Source organism: Lacticaseibacillus camelliae DSM 22697 = JCM 13995, from assembly GCF_001436615.1.
GTDB classification, from domain to species: Bacteria; Bacillota; Bacilli; order Lactobacillales; family Lactobacillaceae; genus Lacticaseibacillus; species Lacticaseibacillus camelliae.
This window is the reverse complement of sequence record NZ_AYZJ01000093.1, coordinates 20,985-39,675: the sequence shown is the minus strand read 5'-3', so window position 1 is coordinate 39,675 and position 18,691 is coordinate 20,985. Positions and strand designations below refer to the sequence as shown.

Annotated in this window: 13 protein-coding genes, 9 tRNA genes and 1 rRNA gene; 21 read left to right on the top strand and 2 right to left on the bottom strand. The window is 54.9% G+C overall.

The features are described 5' to 3' along the window. Positions 1 to 207: 207 nt before the first annotated feature. The 14 genes from rrf (at position 208) to rpoC (ending at position 11,839) form a co-directional block, all read left to right on the top strand. Positions 208 to 324, top strand: a 5S ribosomal RNA gene (gene rrf, locus FC75_RS11835). 9 nt (positions 325 to 333) lie between these two features. After that, positions 334 to 406 (top strand) — tRNA-Val (locus FC75_RS11830). 2 nt (positions 407 to 408) lie between these two features. Next, positions 409 to 481, top strand: a tRNA-Lys gene (locus FC75_RS11825). Positions 482 to 502: 21 nt separating this feature from the next. Continuing rightward, a tRNA-Leu gene (locus FC75_RS11820) sits at positions 503 to 585 on the top strand. A gap of 4 nt (positions 586 to 589) precedes the next feature. Then, positions 590 to 662 (top strand) — tRNA-Thr (locus FC75_RS11815). Between the two features lie 12 nt (positions 663 to 674). Next, positions 675 to 746 (top strand) — tRNA-Gly (locus tag FC75_RS11810). A 10-nt stretch (positions 747 to 756) separates the two neighbouring features. Continuing rightward, a tRNA-Leu gene (locus tag FC75_RS11805) sits at positions 757 to 842 on the top strand. A gap of 11 nt (positions 843 to 853) precedes the next feature. Next, a tRNA-Arg gene (locus tag FC75_RS11800) sits at positions 854 to 927 on the top strand. Positions 928 to 953: 26 nt separating this feature from the next. Continuing rightward, a tRNA-Gly gene (locus tag FC75_RS11795) sits at positions 954 to 1,025 on the top strand. 4 nt (positions 1,026 to 1,029) lie between these two features. After that, positions 1,030 to 1,103, top strand: a tRNA-Pro gene (locus FC75_RS11790). 157 nt (positions 1,104 to 1,260) lie between these two features. Next, positions 1,261 to 1,728: a CtsR family transcriptional regulator gene (locus FC75_RS11785; RefSeq protein WP_054665528.1), complete on the top strand. Its 468-nt coding sequence runs from the start codon at positions 1,261 to 1,263 to the stop codon at positions 1,726 to 1,728. A 64-nt stretch (positions 1,729 to 1,792) separates the two neighbouring features. Further along, positions 1,793 to 4,297, top strand: a complete 2,505-nt coding sequence (locus FC75_RS11780; protein WP_056989974.1) for an ATP-dependent Clp protease ATP-binding subunit — start codon at positions 1,793 to 1,795, stop codon at positions 4,295 to 4,297. Positions 4,298 to 4,555: 258 nt separating this feature from the next. Next, positions 4,556 to 8,158 carry a DNA-directed RNA polymerase subunit beta gene (rpoB, locus tag FC75_RS11775; protein WP_338033680.1) on the top strand — a complete coding sequence of 1,201 codons (3,603 nt, stop codon included), beginning with the start codon at positions 4,556 to 4,558 and terminating at the stop codon, positions 8,156 to 8,158. Between the two features lie 12 nt (positions 8,159 to 8,170). Then, positions 8,171 to 11,839, top strand: a complete 3,669-nt coding sequence (rpoC, locus tag FC75_RS11770) for a DNA-directed RNA polymerase subunit beta' (protein WP_056989972.1) — start codon at positions 8,171 to 8,173, stop codon at positions 11,837 to 11,839. 51 nt (positions 11,840 to 11,890) lie between these two features. Here the strand turns inward: rpoC and FC75_RS11765 are convergent, their stop codons facing one another. After that, entirely contained in the window at positions 11,891 to 12,394 is a 504-nt protein-coding gene (locus tag FC75_RS11765; protein WP_056989971.1) for a hypothetical protein, read from the bottom strand. A gap of 242 nt (positions 12,395 to 12,636) precedes the next feature. On the opposite strand from FC75_RS11765, the gene rpsL reads away from it, so the two are divergent. The 3 genes from rpsL to fusA all read left to right on the top strand — a co-directional run bounded on the left by rpsL (position 12,637) and on the right by fusA (position 15,761). Continuing rightward, positions 12,637 to 13,050 carry a 30S ribosomal protein S12 gene (gene rpsL / locus FC75_RS11760; RefSeq protein WP_056989970.1) on the top strand — a complete coding sequence of 138 codons (414 nt, stop codon included), beginning with the start codon at positions 12,637 to 12,639 and terminating at the stop codon, positions 13,048 to 13,050. A 45-nt stretch (positions 13,051 to 13,095) separates the two neighbouring features. Further along, entirely contained in the window at positions 13,096 to 13,566 is a 471-nt protein-coding gene (rpsG, locus tag FC75_RS11755) for a 30S ribosomal protein S7 (RefSeq protein ID WP_054663812.1), read from the top strand. Positions 13,567 to 13,670: 104 nt separating this feature from the next. Then, positions 13,671 to 15,761: an elongation factor G gene (gene fusA, locus FC75_RS11750; protein WP_054663815.1), complete on the top strand. Its 2,091-nt coding sequence runs from the start codon at positions 13,671 to 13,673 to the stop codon at positions 15,759 to 15,761. Between the two features lie 103 nt (positions 15,762 to 15,864). Here fusA and FC75_RS11745 read toward each other — a convergent pair whose 3' ends face one another. Then, complete coding sequence (locus FC75_RS11745) at positions 15,865 to 16,413, bottom strand: cysteine hydrolase family protein (protein WP_054663818.1); 549 nt, start codon at positions 16,411 to 16,413, stop codon at positions 15,865 to 15,867. Between the two features lie 369 nt (positions 16,414 to 16,782). Here FC75_RS11745 and rpsJ point away from each other — a divergent pair, with 369 nt between their 5' ends. Genes rpsJ through rplW form a run of 4 tightly spaced genes read left to right on the top strand, consistent with a single transcriptional unit; the run spans position 16,783 to position 18,684 of the window. Next, entirely contained in the window at positions 16,783 to 17,091 is a 309-nt protein-coding gene (gene rpsJ / locus FC75_RS11740) for a 30S ribosomal protein S10 (RefSeq protein ID WP_054663821.1), read from the top strand. 25 nt (positions 17,092 to 17,116) lie between these two features. Next, positions 17,117 to 17,752: a 50S ribosomal protein L3 gene (rplC, locus tag FC75_RS11735; RefSeq protein ID WP_054663824.1), complete on the top strand. Its 636-nt coding sequence runs from the start codon at positions 17,117 to 17,119 to the stop codon at positions 17,750 to 17,752. 21 nt (positions 17,753 to 17,773) lie between these two features. Continuing rightward, the gene (gene rplD, locus FC75_RS11730; protein ID WP_054663827.1) at positions 17,774 to 18,397 is read left to right on the top strand and encodes a 50S ribosomal protein L4; all 624 of its coding nucleotides are present in this window, start codon (positions 17,774 to 17,776) and stop codon (positions 18,395 to 18,397) included. Next, positions 18,397 to 18,684 carry a 50S ribosomal protein L23 gene (gene rplW / locus FC75_RS11725; protein ID WP_056989969.1) on the top strand — a complete coding sequence of 96 codons (288 nt, stop codon included), beginning with the start codon at positions 18,397 to 18,399 and terminating at the stop codon, positions 18,682 to 18,684. The genes rplD and rplW overlap by 1 nt, the downstream gene beginning before the upstream one ends. The last annotated feature ends 7 nt before the right edge of the window (positions 18,685 to 18,691 follow it).

Genomic DNA, 18,691 nt, shown 5'->3' with positions numbered 1-18,691 from the left:
ACCAAAAGGCTGCGTAGCTTGAGCGACCTTAGGATGATGGCTAGCCTAGTTTGGGGTTTTGCCGGCGCAGCCGGTGAAGGCACAAACGTAGCTAGACAGTCATCCGTTGCTCGAGCGGAGCGCAACTAGCGATAACAGATACGCGTTTGAAGCATTGAAAAACAATGATAGCCAGTTTTGAGAGCGCAAAGCTTTCAATTAAATAAGTGCGGTGGCGATAGCGAGAAGGATACACCTGTTCCCATGCCGAACACAGAAGTTAAGCTTCTCAACGCCGAGAGTAGTTGGTGGGTGACTGCCTGCGAGGGTAGGAAGCTGCCGCGCTTTATAGATGGAGGATTAGCTCAGTTGGGAGAGCGTCTGCCTTACAAGCAGAGGGTCACAGGTTCGAGCCCTGTATCCTCCATTGAGCCGTTAGCTCAGTTGGTAGAGCATCTGACTTTTAATCAGAGGGTCGACAGTTCGAGCCTGTCACGGCTCATTTCCATTAGTTTCTTCATCTGCGGGTGTGGCGGAACTGGCAGACGCGCTAGATTTAGGTTCTAGTGGTTAATTACCGTGGGGGTTCGAGTCCCTTCACCCGCATTACGCCGACTTAGCTCAGCTGGCAGAGCACCTGTCTTGTAAACAGGGGGTCGGAGGTTCGAACCCTCTAGTCGGCATCTTACCAGTTTGCGGAAGTAGTTCAGTGGTAGAACGCCACCTTGCCATGGTGGAGGTCGCGGGTTCGAATCCCGTCTTCCGCTTTCACGAGCTGCCGGGATGGCGAAACTGGTAGACGCACAGGACTTAAAATCCTGCGGTAAGTGATTACCGTGTCGGTTCGAACCCGACTCTCGGCATTGCATCATATGCACCCATAGCGCAATTGGATAGAGTGTCTGACTACGAATCAGAAGGTTGTAGGTTCGACTCCTACTGGGTGCATTCCGGTTTTTCCGGAGTGACACATTGCGGAAGTAGTTCAGTGGTAGAACGCCACCTTGCCATGGTGGAGGTCGCGGGTTCGAATCCCGTCTTCCGCTTCATCGGGAAATAGCTCAGCTTGGTAGAGCACTACGTTCGGGACGTAGGGGTCGCAAGTTCGAATCTTGTTTTCCCGATCAAGAGCTGATGTCTTTGGACATCAGCTTTTTTTGTGCCTCATTTTTGCGGTTGGGCGGCGCGCAGTTGGTGATCTAGGTGAAGAGTGCTGGTATTTTTCCCCAGAATCAGTATAATTAAGGTCAAGATTAGTCAAAGTCAAAAAGGGTGAAGCGAATGCAAGGACAGAATATTTCCGATGTGATCGAACACTATTTAAAGGCCATGCTCGATTCATCTCGGCAGGTCGAGATCAGTCGTGCGGAGATCGCCCAGCACTTCAATTGCGTGCCGTCGCAAATCAATTACGTGATCAAAACCCGGTTCACCCCGCAGCGCGGCTACGTGGTTGAAAGCAAGCGCGGCGGCGGTGGGTATATTCGCATACTCAAGGTCCACTTGCGCGATGACCAGGATCTGATCTCGCTCATGGCCGAGAATATTCCCCAGGCGCTCCGGGAGCGGGATGGCCAAGCACTGATCCAGCAGCTGTACGACGCCGCTCTGATCGATCGTCAGGCGGGTAATATGATGCTCGCGGTGCTGAGTCACCAGACCCTGAACATGGGGGATCGAGAGGCCGAAGATGAGCTTCGATCACGACTGCTACTTGCTTTTCTCGACAGTTTGCGGTATGAAAGATAGAACCCAATTAATTTGTTTTTAATGTTTGCTGAGCAAATATGACGTTATAAAAGGGAGCGTGCTTATGGACAACTTATTTACCCCGAGTGCAAAAAATGTACTGATGATTGCACAGGAACAAGCCAAGTACTTCCACCACCATGCTGTGGGTACGGAGCACTTGCTCATGGCGCTCGTGATGGAACAGGAAGGCATTGCCGGCAAGACCCTGCGTCAGCTCGGCATTTCCGAACAGGATATTCATGATGAAATTGAGCGCTTCACTGGCTATGGGACAGTCGACGAGGGTAGCCAAAGCAAGGATGCCTACCTCCCATACTCACCGAAGGGTAAGGAGATTCTCAGTTATGCGGGCGATGAGGCCAAGCGGCTGGGCGCGCTGAAAATCGGTACTGAACACATCTTGTTAGGCCTGCTTCGCGAGGATGACATTCTGGCAGCCCGCATTTTGCAGGATCTTGATTTGAGTCTGTCTAAGACCCGTCAGTTGGTCCTGAAAAAAATGGGGATTTCCGACGCGGCGGCGAAGCATCGCGGCGCTGCTGGTGCCCAGCGCGGTGGCCGGCCAGCCAGCCAAGGGACCCCAACGTTGGATGGTTTGGCGCGCGACTTGACCCAGTTGGCGCGTGAAAATCGGATGGATCCGGTTGTCGGCCGGGACAAGGAAGTGCGCCGACTAATCCAGATTTTGGCGCGGCGCACGAAGAACAATCCGGTCCTGATTGGTGAACCCGGCGTTGGTAAAACGGCCATCGCCGAGGGCTTTGCCGAGAAGATTGTCGCGGGGGAAGTGCCTGACGACATGAAAAATAAGCGCTTGATGGCGCTGGACATGGGTTCTTTGGTTGCAGGCACCAAGTACCGCGGCGAGTTTGAAGACCGCCTCAAAAAGGTGATCGACGAAATCTACCAAGACGGGAACGTCATTTTGTTCGTGGACGAACTTCACACCTTGATTGGTGCCGGTGGCGCTGAAGGGGCAATTGATGCCAGCAACATCCTGAAGCCGTCCCTGGCGCGTGGCGAGTTGCAGCTGATTGGTGCGACGACCCTGGACGAGTACCAGAAGTACATTGAAAAGGACGCAGCGCTGGAGCGGCGGTTTGCCACAATCACCGTTGAGGAGCCGAGCGAGGCGGAGGCCGAAGAGATTCTTAAGGGATTGCGGCCGCGCTATGAGGCGCACCACGGGGTCACCATCACTGATGAGGCACTCCATGAGGCAGTCTCTCTGTCGAGTCGTTATATTTCTGGGCGCTTTCTGCCTGATAAGGCTATTGACCTGATGGATGAAAGTGCGGCCAAGGTGCGGCTGGACGAGGCTGATCGGCCGACGAAAGCGGACAAACTGCAAAAGCAGCTGAAAGAAACCGTCAAAGCCAAGGATGATGCGATTATGCACCAGGACTTTGAAACGGCGGCAACAATTCGGGAAAAGGAACAGAAGCTGCGGACCAAGATTGACGCGGCGCCTGAACCGGTCGATGCCAACGGCGTGCGGACCGATGTGAAGGTCGGCCCGGAAGACGTTGCGGAAGTGGTTTCGCAGTGGACCGGGGTGCCCGTGACCCAGTTGCAGAAGAAGGAATCCGAACGGTTGATCAACCTTGAAAAGGTGCTGCACGAGCGTGTGGTTGGGCAAGACGAGGCGGTTTCAGCCGTTGCTCGAGCGATTCGCCGGGCCCGCAGTGGGTTGAAGGACCCAACGCGGCCAATTGGTTCGTTCATGTTCCTGGGGCCTACCGGGGTCGGCAAGACTGAGCTGGCCAAGGCACTGGCCGAGGCGATGTTTGGGTCTGAAGACGCCATGATTCGGGTCGACATGTCTGAGTACATGGAAAAGTACAGCACGAGTCGGCTGATTGGTGCGGCACCGGGGTATGTTGGTTACGATGAGGGCGGTCAGTTGACCGAACAGGTTCGCAACAAGCCTTACTCGGTTGTGCTGCTTGATGAAGTGGAAAAGGCCCATCCCGATGTCTTCAACATCCTGCTGCAGGTCTTGGATGACGGCTTCCTGACCGACTCAAAGGGTCGCCGCGTCGACTTCCGTAACACCATTTTGATCATGACGTCCAACATTGGGGCCACCTCGCTTCGTGATGACAAGGCGGTTGGGTTTGGCAAAGGAAGTCCGACTCAAGACTTCAAGTCGATGCAGTCGCGGATGCTGGAAGAGTTGAAGAAGGCGTTCCGGCCAGAGTTCCTGAACCGAATCGATGAAACTGTTGTGTTCCACAGTTTGACGGAAAAAGAGCTGCATGAAATCGTGAAGATCATGACCAAGCAGGTCCTGCATCGCCTGAGTGATCAGGACATCACGGTCAAGATCACAGCGGCAGGGATCAATGCGGTCGCGAAGGCCGGCTTTGATCCTGAGTATGGTGCCCGCCCAATTCGCCGGGCTTTGCAGCGTGACGTTGAAGATCAGCTCTCTGAACTCCTGCTGACTGGTCAGGCCGGTGCGGGCGACACGATAACGATTGGGGCGCGCAAAGGCAAGCTGACTTTTCACATTAAGAAGGGGCAGCAGCCGGTGCAGGCCAAGAAAGAGCCCGTTCACGCCTAGCTCCAGTCCAGCTGGTGGCATTGACAAACATTCCTAGGCGAGGTATCATTAGTGCAATTGCATTTCGGCTAGGACATCAGTTGCGGCGATCTATTGTCCGTCGCAACACATAAAAACGTAAAAGTAGTTTGGGTGCCAAGCGCCTCCTGCTTTTCGTTTTTTTTTGCTCAAAACGTCCGCTAACCACCGACTGTATTCTTAATTTAACAATCGTTACATTAAATTTACAATCAAGATGGCCGAAAAATCCAATGAGGGGTGAATAATTTGGCAGGACACTTAGTGAATTACGGCAAACACCGCACTCGCCGTTCCTATTCCCGCATTAAAGAAGTTCTCGATCTGCCTAACTTGATCGAGATTCAGACCAACTCCTATCAATGGTTCCTCGACGAAGGCCTCAAGGAAATGTTCGATGACATCATGCCAATCGAAGATTTCCAGGGCAAATTGTCGCTTGAATATGTTGATTACCAGTTGCTTGAACCGAAATATACCGTTGATGAAGCGCGTCAGCATGACGCCAACTATTCCGCACCACTGCACGTCACCTTGCGCTTGACGAACCACGAAACTGGCGAAATCAAGAGCCAAGACGTATTCTTTGGCGACTTTCCGCTGATGACCAAGCAGGGCACGTTTATTATTAACGGTGCTGAACGGGTCATCGTTTCGCAGTTGGTTCGTAGCCCTGGTGTTTATTACAACAGCGCGACCGACAAGAACTCGCGTGTCACCTACGGGGCGACGGTGATTCCTAACCGTGGCGCCTGGCTTGAATACGAAACCGACGCCAAGGATCTGGCGTATGTGCGAATCGATCGCACCCGTAAGATCCCAATGACGGAACTGGTGCGCGCACTGGGCTTTGGCGCTGACCAGGATATCCTCGATATCTTTGGCGACAACGACTCCCTGATGCTGACACTGGAAAAGGATGTTCATAAGAACACCGACGATTCGCGTACTGACGAGTCGTTGAAAGATATATATGAACGGCTACGCCCAGGCGAGCCGAAGACTGCCGATTCTTCACGGTCCTTGCTGTACGCCCGCTTCTTTGATCCGAAGCGCTACGACATGGCCTTTGTTGGCCGCTACAAGGTCAATAAGAAGCTGAGCCTGAAGACCCGGCTGCTTGGCCAGACCCTGGCGGAAACGCTGGCTGATCCGGACACCGGTGAAGTCATCGCGCAAAAGGGCGACAAAATCGACCGCCATGTGATGGATACGTTGGGCGGGTACTTGGACCGTGACGATTTCAAGACCGTCACCTACCAGCCTTCCGACCAAGGGGTCGTCACCGATCCAATGACCGTGCAGGTCGTCAAGGTCTTTTCTAAGGTCAACCCTGAAAAAGAGGTCAAGTTAATCGGCAACGGTCACATCGACCCCAAGGCTAAGCACTTGATGCCAGCCGACGTCATTGCGTCGATGAACTACTTCCTGAACCTGCAGGAAGGCATTGGCTCAACTGACGACATCGATCACTTGGGCAACCGGCGGATCCGTTCCGTGGGTGAGCTGCTGCAGAACCAGTTCCGCATTGGCTTGTCGCGGATGGAACGGGTCGTTCGCGAGCGGATGTCCATTCAAGACGCCGCGACGGTCACGCCGCAGCAGTTGATCAACATCCGGCCAGTGGTTGCTTCGGTCAAGGAATTCTTTGGCAGTTCGCAACTGTCTCAGTTCATGGACCAAACGAACCCACTGGGCGAGCTGACGCATAAGCGCCGCCTGTCCGCCCTTGGGCCTGGTGGTTTGACGCGTGACCGTGCCGGCTATGAAGTGCGTGACGTGCACTACACGCATTACGGCCGCATGTGCCCAATTGAAACGCCTGAAGGCCCGAACATCGGGCTGATCAATAGTCTGGCGTCTTACGCGGTGGTCAACAAGTACGGGTTCATCGAGACCCCTTACCGCCGTGTGTCCTGGGATACGCATAAGGTCACGGACAAAATCGACTACCTGACTGCTGACGAGGAAGATAACTATGTTGTCGCCCAAGCCAACGCCAAGCTGAACGACGACGGCTCGTTTGCCGAAGACGCGATCCTGGCGCGGTCCAAGGATGTCAACATTGAAACCACCGCTGACCACATCGACTACATGGACGTTTCGCCTAAGCAAGTTGTCGCGGTTGCGACGGCCTGCATTCCGTTCTTGGAAAACGATGACTCGAACCGTGCGCTGATGGGTGCCAACATGCAGCGTCAGGCCGTGCCGTTGATCAACCCGCACGCGCCACTCATTGGGACCGGGATGGAATACAAGGCTGCCCATGACTCTGGGATCGCCGTGCTTGCTGAGCACGCCGGCACCGTTGAGTACGTGGATGCCAAGGTCATCAAGGTCCGTCGCGAAGACGGTGCTCAAGATACTTACAAACTCATGAAGTTCCAGCGTTCGAACGCCGGCAAGAACTACAACCAGCGGCCGATCGTGCGCCTGGGTGACAAGGTCGACGAAGACGAGATCATCGCCGACGGCCCAGCTATGGAAAACGGGGAACTGGCTTTGGGCCAGAACCCAGTCATCGCCTTCATGACTTGGAACATGTACAACTACGAAGACGCGATCGTGCTGTCCGAGAAGTTGGTCAAGGATGATGCCTACACCTCGATCCACATTGAGGAGTACGAATCCGAAGCCCGCGACACCAAGCTTGGGCCTGAAGAAATCACGCGTGAAATCCCGAACGTCGGCGAAGACGCCCTGAAGGACCTCGATGAATTCGGGATCGTTCGCATCGGGGCCGAAGTGCGCGACGGCGACATTCTGGTCGGCAAAGTCACGCCTAAAGGGGTCACTGAACTTTCCGCTGAGGAACGGCTGCTGCACGCCATTTTCGGTGAAAAGGCGCGTGAAGTGCGTGACACCTCACTGCGGGTTCCTCATGGCGGCGGCGGTATCATTCAAGACGTCCGCATCTTCACCCGCGAGGCGGGCGATGAGCTGTCCCCTGGTGTGAACATGATGGTCCGCGTCTACATCACGCAGAAGCGGAAGATTCAGGTCGGTGACAAGATGTCTGGTCGTCACGGGAACAAAGGGACTGTTTCGGTCGTTGTGCCTGAAGAGGACATGCCGTACTTGCCAGATGGCACGCCGGTCGATATTCTGCTGTCACCAATGGGTGTGCCTTCCCGTATGAACATCGGGCAGGTGCTCGAACTCCACTTGGGGATGGCGGCGCGCAACTTGGGTATTCACATTGCCAGTCCAGTCTTTGACGGGGCGAACGATGACGACCTGTGGGCAACCGTCAAGGAAGCCGGCATGGCGTCAGACGGCAAGTCCATCCTGTACGATGGCCGCACCGGTGAGCCGTTTGAAAACCGGGTCTCGGTCGGCGTCATGTACTACCTGAAGTTGGCCCACATGGTTGACGATAAGATCCATGCCCGTTCCATTGGGCCTTACTCCTTGGTTACGCAGCAGCCACTGGGCGGCAAAGCCCAGTTTGGTGGCCAGCGGTTCGGGGAAATGGAAGTTTGGGCTCTTGAAGCTTACGGGGCTGCTTACACCCTGCAGGAGATCCTGACTTACAAGTCCGATGACGTGGTGGGCCGGGTCAAGACCTACGAAGCCATTGTTAAGGGCGAGCAGATCCCGCAGCCTGGTGTGCCGGAGTCATTCCGGGTGCTGGTCAAGGAACTGCAAGCGCTGGGTCTGGACATGAAGGTCCTCGATCAGGACAAGAACGAAATTGAGCTGCGTGATATGGACGACGACGATGACGATGTTGTCTCAGTCGATGCCCTCGCCAAGTTTGCGCAGGAGCAAGAAGAGAAGAAGGCCAAGGACGCCGCAAACGCTGCGACCGACCAGCCGACTTCCGGCGAAACTAAGAAATAGGAGGTTAGCCCTTTGATTGATGTCAACAAGTTTGAAAGTATGCAAATCGGCTTAGCCTCGCCTGACAAAATCCGCAGTTGGTCGTACGGGGAAGTTAAAAAACCCGAAACCATCAACTACCGGACGCTGAAGCCAGAGCGGGATGGGCTGTTTGATGAACGCATCTTCGGGCCAACCAAAGACTGGGAATGTGCCTGCGGGAAGTACAAGCGGATCCGGTATAAGGGAATCGTTTGCGACCGGTGTGGTGTCGAGGTGACACGCTCTAAAGTGCGTCGTGAACGGATGGGCCACATTGAACTGGCCGCTCCGGTTTCCCACATTTGGTACTTCAAGGGCATCCCAAGCCGGATGGGTCTGGTTTTGGACATGTCCCCACGGGCCCTTGAAGAAGTAATCTACTTTGCGTCTTACGTTGTGATCGACCCCGGCGACACACCGCTTGAAAAAAAGCAGTTGCTGTCTGAGCGTGATTACCGCGAAAAGCGCGACGAGTACGGCGCGACCTTTGACGCTAAAATGGGCGCCGAAGCCGTCAAGGAACTCCTGCAGAAAGTCGACCTCCCGAAGGAAGTTGCTGAACTGAAGGAAGACCTGAAGTCGGCTCAGGGCCAAAAGCGGACCCGTGCGATCCGCCGGTTGGACATTCTGGATGCCTTCTTGGAATCCGGTAATGACCCGGCCTGGATGGTCATGGACACGATCCCGGTCATCCCACCGGATCTGCGGCCAATGGTCCAGCTGGAAGGCGGACGCTTTGCGACCTCCGACCTGAATGACTTGTACCGGCGGGTGATCAACCGTAACAACCGGTTGAAGCGCCTGCTTGACCTGAACGCGCCGAACATCATCGTGCAGAACGAAAAGCGCATGCTGCAGGAAGCCGTTGACGCTTTGATCGATAACGGGCGGCGCGGCCGTCCTGTCACCGGTCCTGGCAATCGCCCACTGAAGTCTTTGAGCCACATGCTGAAAGGCAAGCAGGGCCGGTTCCGTCAGAACCTGCTGGGCAAGCGTGTTGATTACTCCGGCCGTTCGGTCATCGATGTTATGCCGACCCTGAAGTTCTACCAGTGCGGGCTGCCTCGCTCGATGGCGCTTGAGTTGTTCAAGCCGTTTGTGATGCATGAGCTGGTTGCGCGCAACCTGGCCTCTAACATCAAAAACGCTCGGCGCAAGATTGATCGCGAAGACGATGACATCTGGGATGTTGTTGAAGACGTGATCAAGGAGCGGCCGGTTCTGTTGAACCGCGCGCCAACGCTGCACCGGTTGGGGATCCAGGCGTTCGAGCCCGTCTTAGTTGACGGCAAGTCGATCCGTCTGCACCCGTTGGTCTGCGAAGCTTACAACGCCGACTTTGACGGGGATCAGATGGCGGTGCATGTCCCATTGTCAGACGAAGCACAGGCGGAAGCCCGCATGCTGATGCTGGCGGCGCACCACATTCTGGCGCCTCGTGACGGCAAGCCAATTGTTACCCCGTCTCAGGATATCGTTTTGGGTAACTACTACCTGACCATGGAGCAAAAGGGTCGCGAAGGCGAAGGCATGATCTTTAAGGACACCAATGAAGTGCTGATGGCCTTGCAAAATGGTTATGTTCACCTTCACAGTCGGATCGGGCTGGCGGTTTCGTCACTGCCGAAGAAGCCTTTTACTGACGAGCAGCGTCACCAGATCATGGTGACCTCTGTCGGCCGCGTGATCTTCAACCAGATCATGCCGGAGGACTTCCCGTTCCTGAACGTTGCCACGCAGGACAACATCGTTAACGGTGTGCCCGACAAGTACTTCCTGAAGCCTGGGCAGGATATTCACGCCTACCTGCGCGATGCCCCAATTGAGGAGCCGTTCAAGAAGAGCTTCCTGTCCGACATCATTGCGGAAGTGTTCAAGGACTACAAAGTGCAGCGGACCTCTGATCTGCTGGATGACATGAAGACCTTGGGTTACACGCAGTCCACCAATTCAGGGCTGACCGTCGGGGTTGCCGACGTGCCAGAGCTGAAGGAAAAGCCTGAAATTGTTGATGCGGCCCACAAAAAGGTTGCGACGGTTTCTAAGCAGTTCCGGCGTGGGCTCATCACCGATCAGGAGCGTCATGACCGGGTCATCCAGATTTGGAACGACGCCAAGGACGAGATTCAGCAAAAGCTGGTCGAGGCCTTTGACCCGAATAACCCAATCTCAATGATGAGTGATTCTGGTGCCCGTGGTAACATTTCGAACTTTACTCAGCTTGCCGGGATGCGTGGTCTGATGGCCGCGCCTAACGGTGGGATGATGGAAGTGCCCGTGCTGTCGAACTTCCGTGAAGGTCTATCTGTCATGGAAATGTTCATGTCCACTCATGGTGCCCGTAAAGGGATGACCGATACCGCGCTGAAGACCGCCGACTCAGGTTACTTGACTCGCCGGCTGGTCGATGTTGCCCAGGATGTCATTGTTCGTGAAGAGGACTGTGGGACCGACCGTGGCCTGGTCGTTTCGGCGATCAAGGAAGGCAACGAAATGATCGAACCGCTGTACGACCGCTTGGTTGGTCGTTACGCGGCGAAGTCAGTCGCCGACCCGAAGTCTGGCGATGTGATCGTCAAGAAGAACGAAATGATCGACGAGGACAAGGCTCAGGCCATTGTCGATGCCGGCATTGAGCACGTGACGATTCGCTCCATTTTCACCTGCAACACCCGTCATGGGGTTTGCCAAAAGTGCTACGGCCGTAACCTTGCCACTGGCGAGCAGGTCGAAGTCGGTGAAGCGGTTGGGACCGTTGCTGCGCAGTCGATCGGCGAACCTGGTACTCAGCTGACCATGCGTAACTTCCATACCGGCGGTGTTGCCGGCGGCGAAGATATTACGCAAGGGCTGCCTCGTGTTCAGGAAATCTTCGAAGCACGCAATCCTAAAGGGCTTGCTGTTATCTCTGAGGTTGACGGGACCGTTTCTGCCATCGATGAAAATCCGGCGGAACACACTCGTGAAATCACCGTGGAAGGCAAGACCGACACCCGGACGTACAGCGTGCCTTACGCATCGTCCGTCGCCGTTGCAGAAGGCGACCACGTTGATCGTGGTGGCCGTCTGACCGGTGGGTCGATCGACCCGAAGGAACTGATCAAGGTTCAAGACGTCCTGACAACGGAAAACTACCTGCTGGCTGAAGTCCAGAAGGTTTACCGGATGCAGGGGGTTGAAATTGGTGATAAGCATATCGAAGTCATGGTTCGCCAGATGCTTCGGAAGATCCGGGTCATGGATCCGGGCGACACCGACATTTTGCCAGGGACGCTGCTTGATATCGCCGACTTCAAGGACCGCAACCAGAAGACGCTGATCTCCGGCGGCATTCCTGCCACCGGGCGCCCAGTGCTCCTTGGGATCACCAAGGCGTCACTGGAAACGAACTCCTTCCTGTCCGCGGCTTCCTTCCAGGAAACCACCCGTGTCCTCACCGACGCGTCGATCCGCGGCAAGAACGATCCGCTGATCGGGCTGAAGGAAAATGTCATCATCGGCAAGATCATCCCGGCTGGTACTGGGATGGCTACTTACCGGCACATGGAGCCAAAGACCGTTGGCACTGTCTCCAACAGCGTCTACTCGATCTCTGACCTTGAGGCTAAGATGAAGGCTGAAGACGCCGCAAAGACGGATTCGCCTGACTCAGACAAGTAATTCACCACGAAGGACCACTGCAAGCCTGCTTGCGGTGGCCCTTTTTGCGTGTTATTGCCAGCCGCTTTGCATAAGAGCCAGCAGCAGGTAGGCAATCTGGAGATGAAACAGCAGTGGCACCGTGCCGTGGTGCCAGGCGTAATGGGCCAGGCCGCTGAGGCATGCGATCAGGACGAGCAGCAGGCTGTGATCCAGCGGCAGGCCGAACGCCAAGACACTGATCGCGAAGACGTCGGCGCTGCCCATGCCGCCGGAGAGCTTGGCCAGCGCCCCCAGGGTGATCAGCCACGCGGCGGCCACCGCCCAGTGCGGATGGGGCGTCCCAATCGCGACGACCAGACACCAGGCGTCGAAAAGGCGCGCCGGAACTGCCCGCTCTGCCAAGTCCCACTGGCCAAAGTAGGCTAACCCGAGTAAAATGAACACCTTGTGCCAGTTCGCTGGGACGAAAGCACCCAGGCCAAGCAGAAAAATTTGCAGAAACCACCCGCCGCGCGAGGCGCGGGATAGCGCTAGGCAGATCCCGGCAGCGGTCAGGTAAACAAGCGACAGCATGTCTTCACCCCCCTAAGAAAACATTTCGCAAGCGGTCCGAGTAATCCTTGACACGCTCCGGGGGGAGATAGTACACTATCAAAGGTGCTTTTTTTCCAGTCAATTCGGGGTTGCCCGGACGTCGAGCTGGTGAAATGCCACTTCGCCGCTGGGCCGGCCATTTTTTATTTTAAAAAAAGAACCGCCTGGATGTGTGGACTTGAAACGTATATTTGTCAGAATCAGGAAGGAGGAACCTTAGAATGCCAACAATTAACCAATTGGTACGCCAAGGTCGTAAAAGTAAGGTAACGAAGTCGGACTCACCAGCCCTGAACTTCGGTTACAACAGCAAGAAGAAGTCATTGACCAACAATCCAGCTCCGCAAAAGCGTGGGGTCGCGACTCGTGTCGGCACCATGACACCGAAGAAGCCAAACTCTGCTTTGCGTAAGTACGCACGTGTTCGTCTGTCAAACCTCATTGAGGTCACAGCCTACATCCCAGGGATTGGTCACAACTTGCAGGAACACTCGGTTGTCTTGATCCGTGGCGGCCGTGTTAAGGATTTGCCTGGTGTCCGTTACCACATCATCCGTGGGACTCTCGATACCGCCGGCGTTGACGGCCGTATGCAGGGCCGTTCCAAGTACGGTACAAAGCGTCCGAAGAAGTAGTCACTATCCGCTTTGTGCGGTATTTAGGAAGAGGAGGCAATCAGCATGCCACGTAAAGGCAATGTTACAAAACGCGATGTTTTACCTGATCCAGTTTACAATTCTAAGCTGGTCACTCGCTTGATCAATCACTTGATGGTCGATGGGAAGCGCGGTAAGGCGCAGACAATCCTGTACGACGCCTTCGACATCATCAAGAAGGAGACTGGCAACGAGCCAGTTGACGTCTTCGAAGAAGCGATGAAGAATGTTATGCCGGTGCTTGAAGTCAAGGCTCGCCGTATCGGTGGGTCTAACTACCAAGTCCCGATCGAAGTTCGTCCGGACCGGCGCACGACCTTGGGCCTGCGCTGGATCGTTCAGTACTCCCGCGCCCGCGGTGAGCACACCATGGACGAGCGCTTGGCACGTGAAATCATGGACGCCGCGAACAACACCGGTGCTGCTGTGAAGAAGCGTGAAGATACGCATAAAATGGCTGACGCCAACCGTGCGTTTGCTCACTATCGTTGGTAAGAAGGTCGGCTATTATATCCGTTGGGCTATAGTAGCCACTTCTTTTATCCAGCATTATTTTGAAATTAGACAGTTACCATTATTGAGAGGAGTTAACTATTCACATGGCCAACAAGCGTGAATTTCCGCTGGACCGGACCCGCAACATCGGGATCATGGCCCACATCGACGCCGGTAAGACGACCACGACCGAACGTATTCTGTATTACACCGGTAAGATCCATAAGATTGGTGAAACCCATGATGGGGCTTCGCAAATGGACTGGATGCCGCAGGAACAGGAACGTGGGATCACGATCACTTCTGCTGCGACGACCGCCTTTTGGAAGGACAACCGGATCAACATCATCGATACCCCAGGGCACGTTGACTTCACAATGGAAGTCGAGCGTTCACTGCGTGTGCTAGATGGTGCGATCACCGTTCTTGATGGGCAGTCCGGGGTTGAGCCCCAGACCGAAAACGTTTGGCGTCAGGCGTCAACTTACAGTGTGCCGCGGATCGTTTTTGTCAACAAAATGGACAAGATCGGTGCCGACTTTAAGTACTCTGTTCAGACGCTGCACGATCGTCTGGGCGCAAATGCCCACGCGGTTCAGCTGCCAATCGGGGCTGAAGACAGCTTCAAAGGGGTTATCGATCTGATCACCATGAAGGCCGACCTTTATGATGAAGATGCCCTGGGGACTGAATGGGATGTTGTCGACATTCCTGATGACATGCTGGAGGAAGCAAAGGCTGCCCGCGCCGATTTGATCGAAGCGGTTGCCGATGTGGATGACGGCATCATGGACAAGTACCTGGAAGGCGAAGAGATCTCAAACGATGAGATCAAAGCAGCCATTCGTAAAGCCACCATCAACTTGGAATTCTTCCCAGTCCTTGCAGGTTCCGCCTTCAAGAACAAAGGGGTCCAGATGCTGCTTGACGCGGTTGTCGACTACCTGCCTTCGCCACTTGACGTTAAGCCATACAACGCCAAGGACCCAGATACTGGCGATCCGGTTGAGCTGCGCGCCGGCGACGATCAGAACTTTGCCGCTTTGGCATTCAAGATCGCGACCGACCCGTTCGTTGGTCGTTTGACCTACATCCGGGTCTACAGCGGGACCTTGGAAGCCGGTTCCTACGTGCTGAACGCGTCCAAGAACAATCGTGAGCGCGTTGGCCGTCTGCTGCAGATGCACTCGAACCACCGTGAGGAAATTCCGGAAGTCTTTTCTGGTGATATCGCGGCTGCGATTGGCCTGAAGAACACCACAACTGGTGATTCCCTGACTGATGTCGATCACCCGCTGATCCTTGAATCCCTCGAAGTGCCTGAACCAGTTATTCAGGTTTCCATCGAGCCAGATTCAAAGGAAGACCAGGATAAGCTGGACGTTGCGCTGCAAAAGCTTTCTGAAGAGGACCCGACCTTCAAGGCCGAGACCAACCCGGAAACTGGTGAAACGCTGATTGCCGGCATGGGCGAGCTTCACTTGGATATCATGGTTGACCGGATGAAGCGCGAATTCAAGGTCGCTGCTAAGATCGGTGAGCCGCAAGTTGCCTATCGTGAAACCTTCACGAAGACGGCGCAGGCCGAGGGCCGGTTCGTTCGCCAGTCTGGTGGTAAAGGCCAGTACGGTGATGTTTGGATCGAGTTCACCCCGAACGAAGAAGGCAAGGGCTTCGAGTTTGAAGACGCCATCGTCGGTGGGGTCGTGCCTCGTGAATACATCCCGGCCGTTGAAGCTGGCCTGAAAGATGCCATGAAGAACGGTGTCCTGGCTGGTTACCCGCTGATCGACGTCAAGGCCAAGCTTTATGACGGGTCTTACCATGAAGTCGATTCCTCTGAAGCTGCATTTAAGGTTGCCGCAAGCCTGGCTTTGCGCAACGCGGTCAAGGATGCCGGTGCGGTCATTCTGGAACCGATCATGCACGTTGAAGTCGTTGCCCCTGAAGAATATCTTGGGGACATCATGGGTCAGATCAACGCTCGCCGCGGCAGCGTTGAAGGTATGGAGCAGCGCGGCAATGCGCAGCTGGTCAATGCCATGGTGCCGCTGGCCGAGATGTTCGGTTACGCGACGACCCTGCGTTCTGCGACCCAAGGCCGTGGGACCTTCACAATGACCTTCGATCACTACACGGCTGTGCCGAAGTCGATCCAGGCCGAAATCATCAAGAAAAACGGTGGCGAGGCTTAATTGCCTCACTGCCAGAAGAGCTGCCAGCAGATGGCGGCTCTTTTTTTTGCAAAAAAAGAAGCCGACCAAGTGGCCAGCTTCTCAGTGGAACAGTTGGTGATTATTATGCAATCGTTGCGTTAAGCGCGGTTTTGAAGTGATTCAGCGCCCATTCCTGACCACCTGGGGTGAAGGTAGCCACTGCGTCCTGGTGGATCACCAGTGGGTAATTCAGGTTGTAGGCATCCACCGCCGTGTGCAGAACGCAGATATCGGTGCAGACGCCCACCAGGTGGACCTCGTCGACTTTGCGTTCCCGCAGCCACAGGTCAAGTGGGGTGCCGGCGAAGCTGGAGTAACGCGTCTTATCGAATAGGGTCACGTTCTGCTCGGCTTGGTGTTGCTCGTACCAGGGCGCAAGGCTGCCATACAGCTGCCGGCCCCAGCTTCCGCGGATGTTATGCGGCGGGAACAGCTTGGTTTCCGGGTGGTACGGATCGCCGGCAACGTGCACGTCGGTGGGCAGGTAAACAAAGTCTTGGGCCCTGCGGAACTGCTCGCCCAGCGCAACGATCCGGTCGGCGATGGCCTGCGCCGGTGCTCCTGCAGTCAGGGCCCCGGTCTCGGCAACGAAGTCATTTGTGTAATCAATGATCAGTAACGCTTTTGGCATATTTTTCCTCCTGTGAATGTTTAGCTTCACTGTACGGGGTTGAGTAGGCTGTGTCAAGACAGGGAGATCCGATTGAAAAGCCTCGCGCCTGAGCGGTCGAGGAAGTGAATAAAGGCCGGTGTAATCAGTTTTGTTCGTTGAAAAAGTTTCGCAAAAGCCAAGAAAGGCCTTGCTATCAGCGGGGCTTTTTTGTATACTATCAAGAGTGCTGTTTGCTTAAGGGCAGACTGTGCACTTTTGGCCCATGGTTGGGTCAGGATAGCGTGGATGTGAGAGGTTGCGACACGCCCGGCCGCTTTGCCACGGCAGCGTGACGGAAATTTTCACGGAGCTAGTCTACTAATGATAATAGACGAAGGAGGTTACACAATGGCAAAACAGAAGATTCGGATCCGGCTCAAGGCTTACGAACACCGGATTCTTGATCAATCAGCAGATAAGATCGTTGAGACCGCAAAGCGCACTGGTGCTTCGATCTCAGGCCCGATCCCTCTGCCAACAGAACGTACCATCTACACGGTGCTGCGTTCTCCCCACAAGTACAAGGATTCTCGGGAACAGTTCGAAATGCGCACACACAAGCGCCTGATCGATATCGTTAACCCGACGCCCAAGACTGTGGACGCGCTGATGAAGCTCGATTTGCCGAGCGGCGTTGATATTGAAATCAAACTATAATCTATAAGAACTAGGAGGTGTACCCATGGCACGTAAAGGAATCTTAGGTAAGAAAATTGGCATGACGCAAGTGTTCACGGAGAACGGCGAGCTCGTTCCCGTTACCGTCATCGATGTAACGCCTAACGTTGTCCTGCAAGTCAAGACCGTTGAATCAGACGGTTACGAAGCAGTTCAGCTGGGCTACGGTGACAAGCGTGAAGTACTTAGCAACAAGCCAAGCGTCGGTCACGCCAAGAAGGCGGACACGACCCCTAAGCGCTTCATTAAGGAAATCCGTGATGTAGCGCTTAGCGATTATAAAGTCGGTGGCGAAGTTAAAGCCGACGAATTTGCAGCTGGCGACATCGTGGATGTCACCGGCATCTCCAAAGGACATGGTTTCCAGGGGAACATTAAGAAGGACGGCCAAAGCCGCGGCCCAATGGCCCATGGCTCTCGTTACCACCGTCGTCCAGGTTCTCTGGGCGCCATCATCAACAAGGTGTTCAAGGGCAAGAAGCTGCCTGGCCGGATGGGCAATCACACCCGGACCATGCAGAACCTGACCGTTGTTTCAACCGACCTGGACCACAACGTTATCCTGATCAAGGGCAACGTTCCAGGTGCTAACAAATCGTTCGTGACTATCCGTTCCGCTGTTAAAGCAGCGGCTAAATAAACCGAAGGGAGGACATAACTAATGGCAAACGTTACTTTATTCAAGCAAGACGGCACAGAGAACGGCACCGTTGATCTCAACGATACGATCTGGGCTATCGAACCGAACGAAAACGCCGTGTTTGACGCAGTGCTGATGCAACGCGCTTCCCTTCGTCAAGGTACTCACGCCGTTAAGAACCGGTCCGCTGTTTCTGGCGGCGGCAAGAAGCCGTGGCGCCAAAAAGGGACTGGCCGTGCACGTCAGGGCTCAATCCGCAGCCCACAGTGGCGTGGCGGTGGGATCGTCTTCGGACCGACCCCGCGGTCATACAGCTACCGCATCAACAAGAAGGTTTCTCGTTTGGCAATCAAGTCTGTGCTTGCACAGAAGCTCGCCGACAAGGACCTGATCGTGGTTGACGGCCTGGCATTTGACCAGCCGAAGACCAAGGACTTTGCAGCTGCTTTGGCAGCTTTGAAGGTCAATGAAAAAGCCCTGGTCGTTCTTGAAGACGGCAATGACAATGCAGCACTCGCTGCACGCAACCTGCCGAACGTCAAGACGATCGCCGCAGACGGGATCAACGTATTGGATGTTGTGGATTACAACAAACTGATCCTGACCCAATCTGCGCTGCAAAAGATTGAGGAGGTGCTGGCATAATGGCTGAAGCACGCGACATCATCCTGCGCCCGATCGTGACCGAGCAGACCATGGCTGACATGGACAACAAGAAGTACACCTTCGAAGTTGCTCGTGACGCCGAGAAGACTGCTGTGCGTCGTGCCGTTGAAGAAATCTTCGACGTCCAAGTCGCAAAGGTCAACATCGCGAACGTACGCGGAAAAAAGAAGCGTCAAGGGAACTTTGTGGGCTACACCCGCAAGCGTCGGAAGGCCGTTGTGACCCTGACCGCTGATTCTAAAGACATCAAGATCTTTGAAGACTAAAAACTTT

Excerpts from the sequence above, each read along its gene's own strand:
- FC75_RS11745 (WP_054663818.1), bottom strand. The coding sequence starts at position 16,413 with ATGCCAAAAGCGTTACTGATCATTGATTACACAAATGACTTCGTTGCC.
- rpsG (WP_054663812.1), top strand. The coding sequence starts at position 13,096 with ATGCCACGTAAAGGCAATGTTACAAAACGCGATGTTTTACCTGATCCA.
- rplW (WP_056989969.1), top strand. The coding sequence starts at position 18,397 with ATGGCTGAAGCACGCGACATCATCCTGCGCCCGATCGTGACCGAGCAG.
- FC75_RS11765 (WP_056989971.1), bottom strand. The coding sequence starts at position 12,394 with ATGCTGTCGCTTGTTTACCTGACCGCTGCCGGGATCTGCCTAGCGCTA.
- rplC (WP_054663824.1), top strand. The coding sequence starts at position 17,117 with ATGGCACGTAAAGGAATCTTAGGTAAGAAAATTGGCATGACGCAAGTG.
- FC75_RS11780 (WP_056989974.1), top strand. The coding sequence starts at position 1,793 with ATGGACAACTTATTTACCCCGAGTGCAAAAAATGTACTGATGATTGCA.
- rpsJ (WP_054663821.1), top strand. The coding sequence starts at position 16,783 with ATGGCAAAACAGAAGATTCGGATCCGGCTCAAGGCTTACGAACACCGG.
- fusA (WP_054663815.1), top strand. The coding sequence starts at position 13,671 with ATGGCCAACAAGCGTGAATTTCCGCTGGACCGGACCCGCAACATCGGG.
- rpsL (WP_056989970.1), top strand. The coding sequence starts at position 12,637 with ATGCCAACAATTAACCAATTGGTACGCCAAGGTCGTAAAAGTAAGGTA.
- rplD (WP_054663827.1), top strand. The coding sequence starts at position 17,774 with ATGGCAAACGTTACTTTATTCAAGCAAGACGGCACAGAGAACGGCACC.
- FC75_RS11785 (WP_054665528.1), top strand. The coding sequence starts at position 1,261 with ATGCAAGGACAGAATATTTCCGATGTGATCGAACACTATTTAAAGGCC.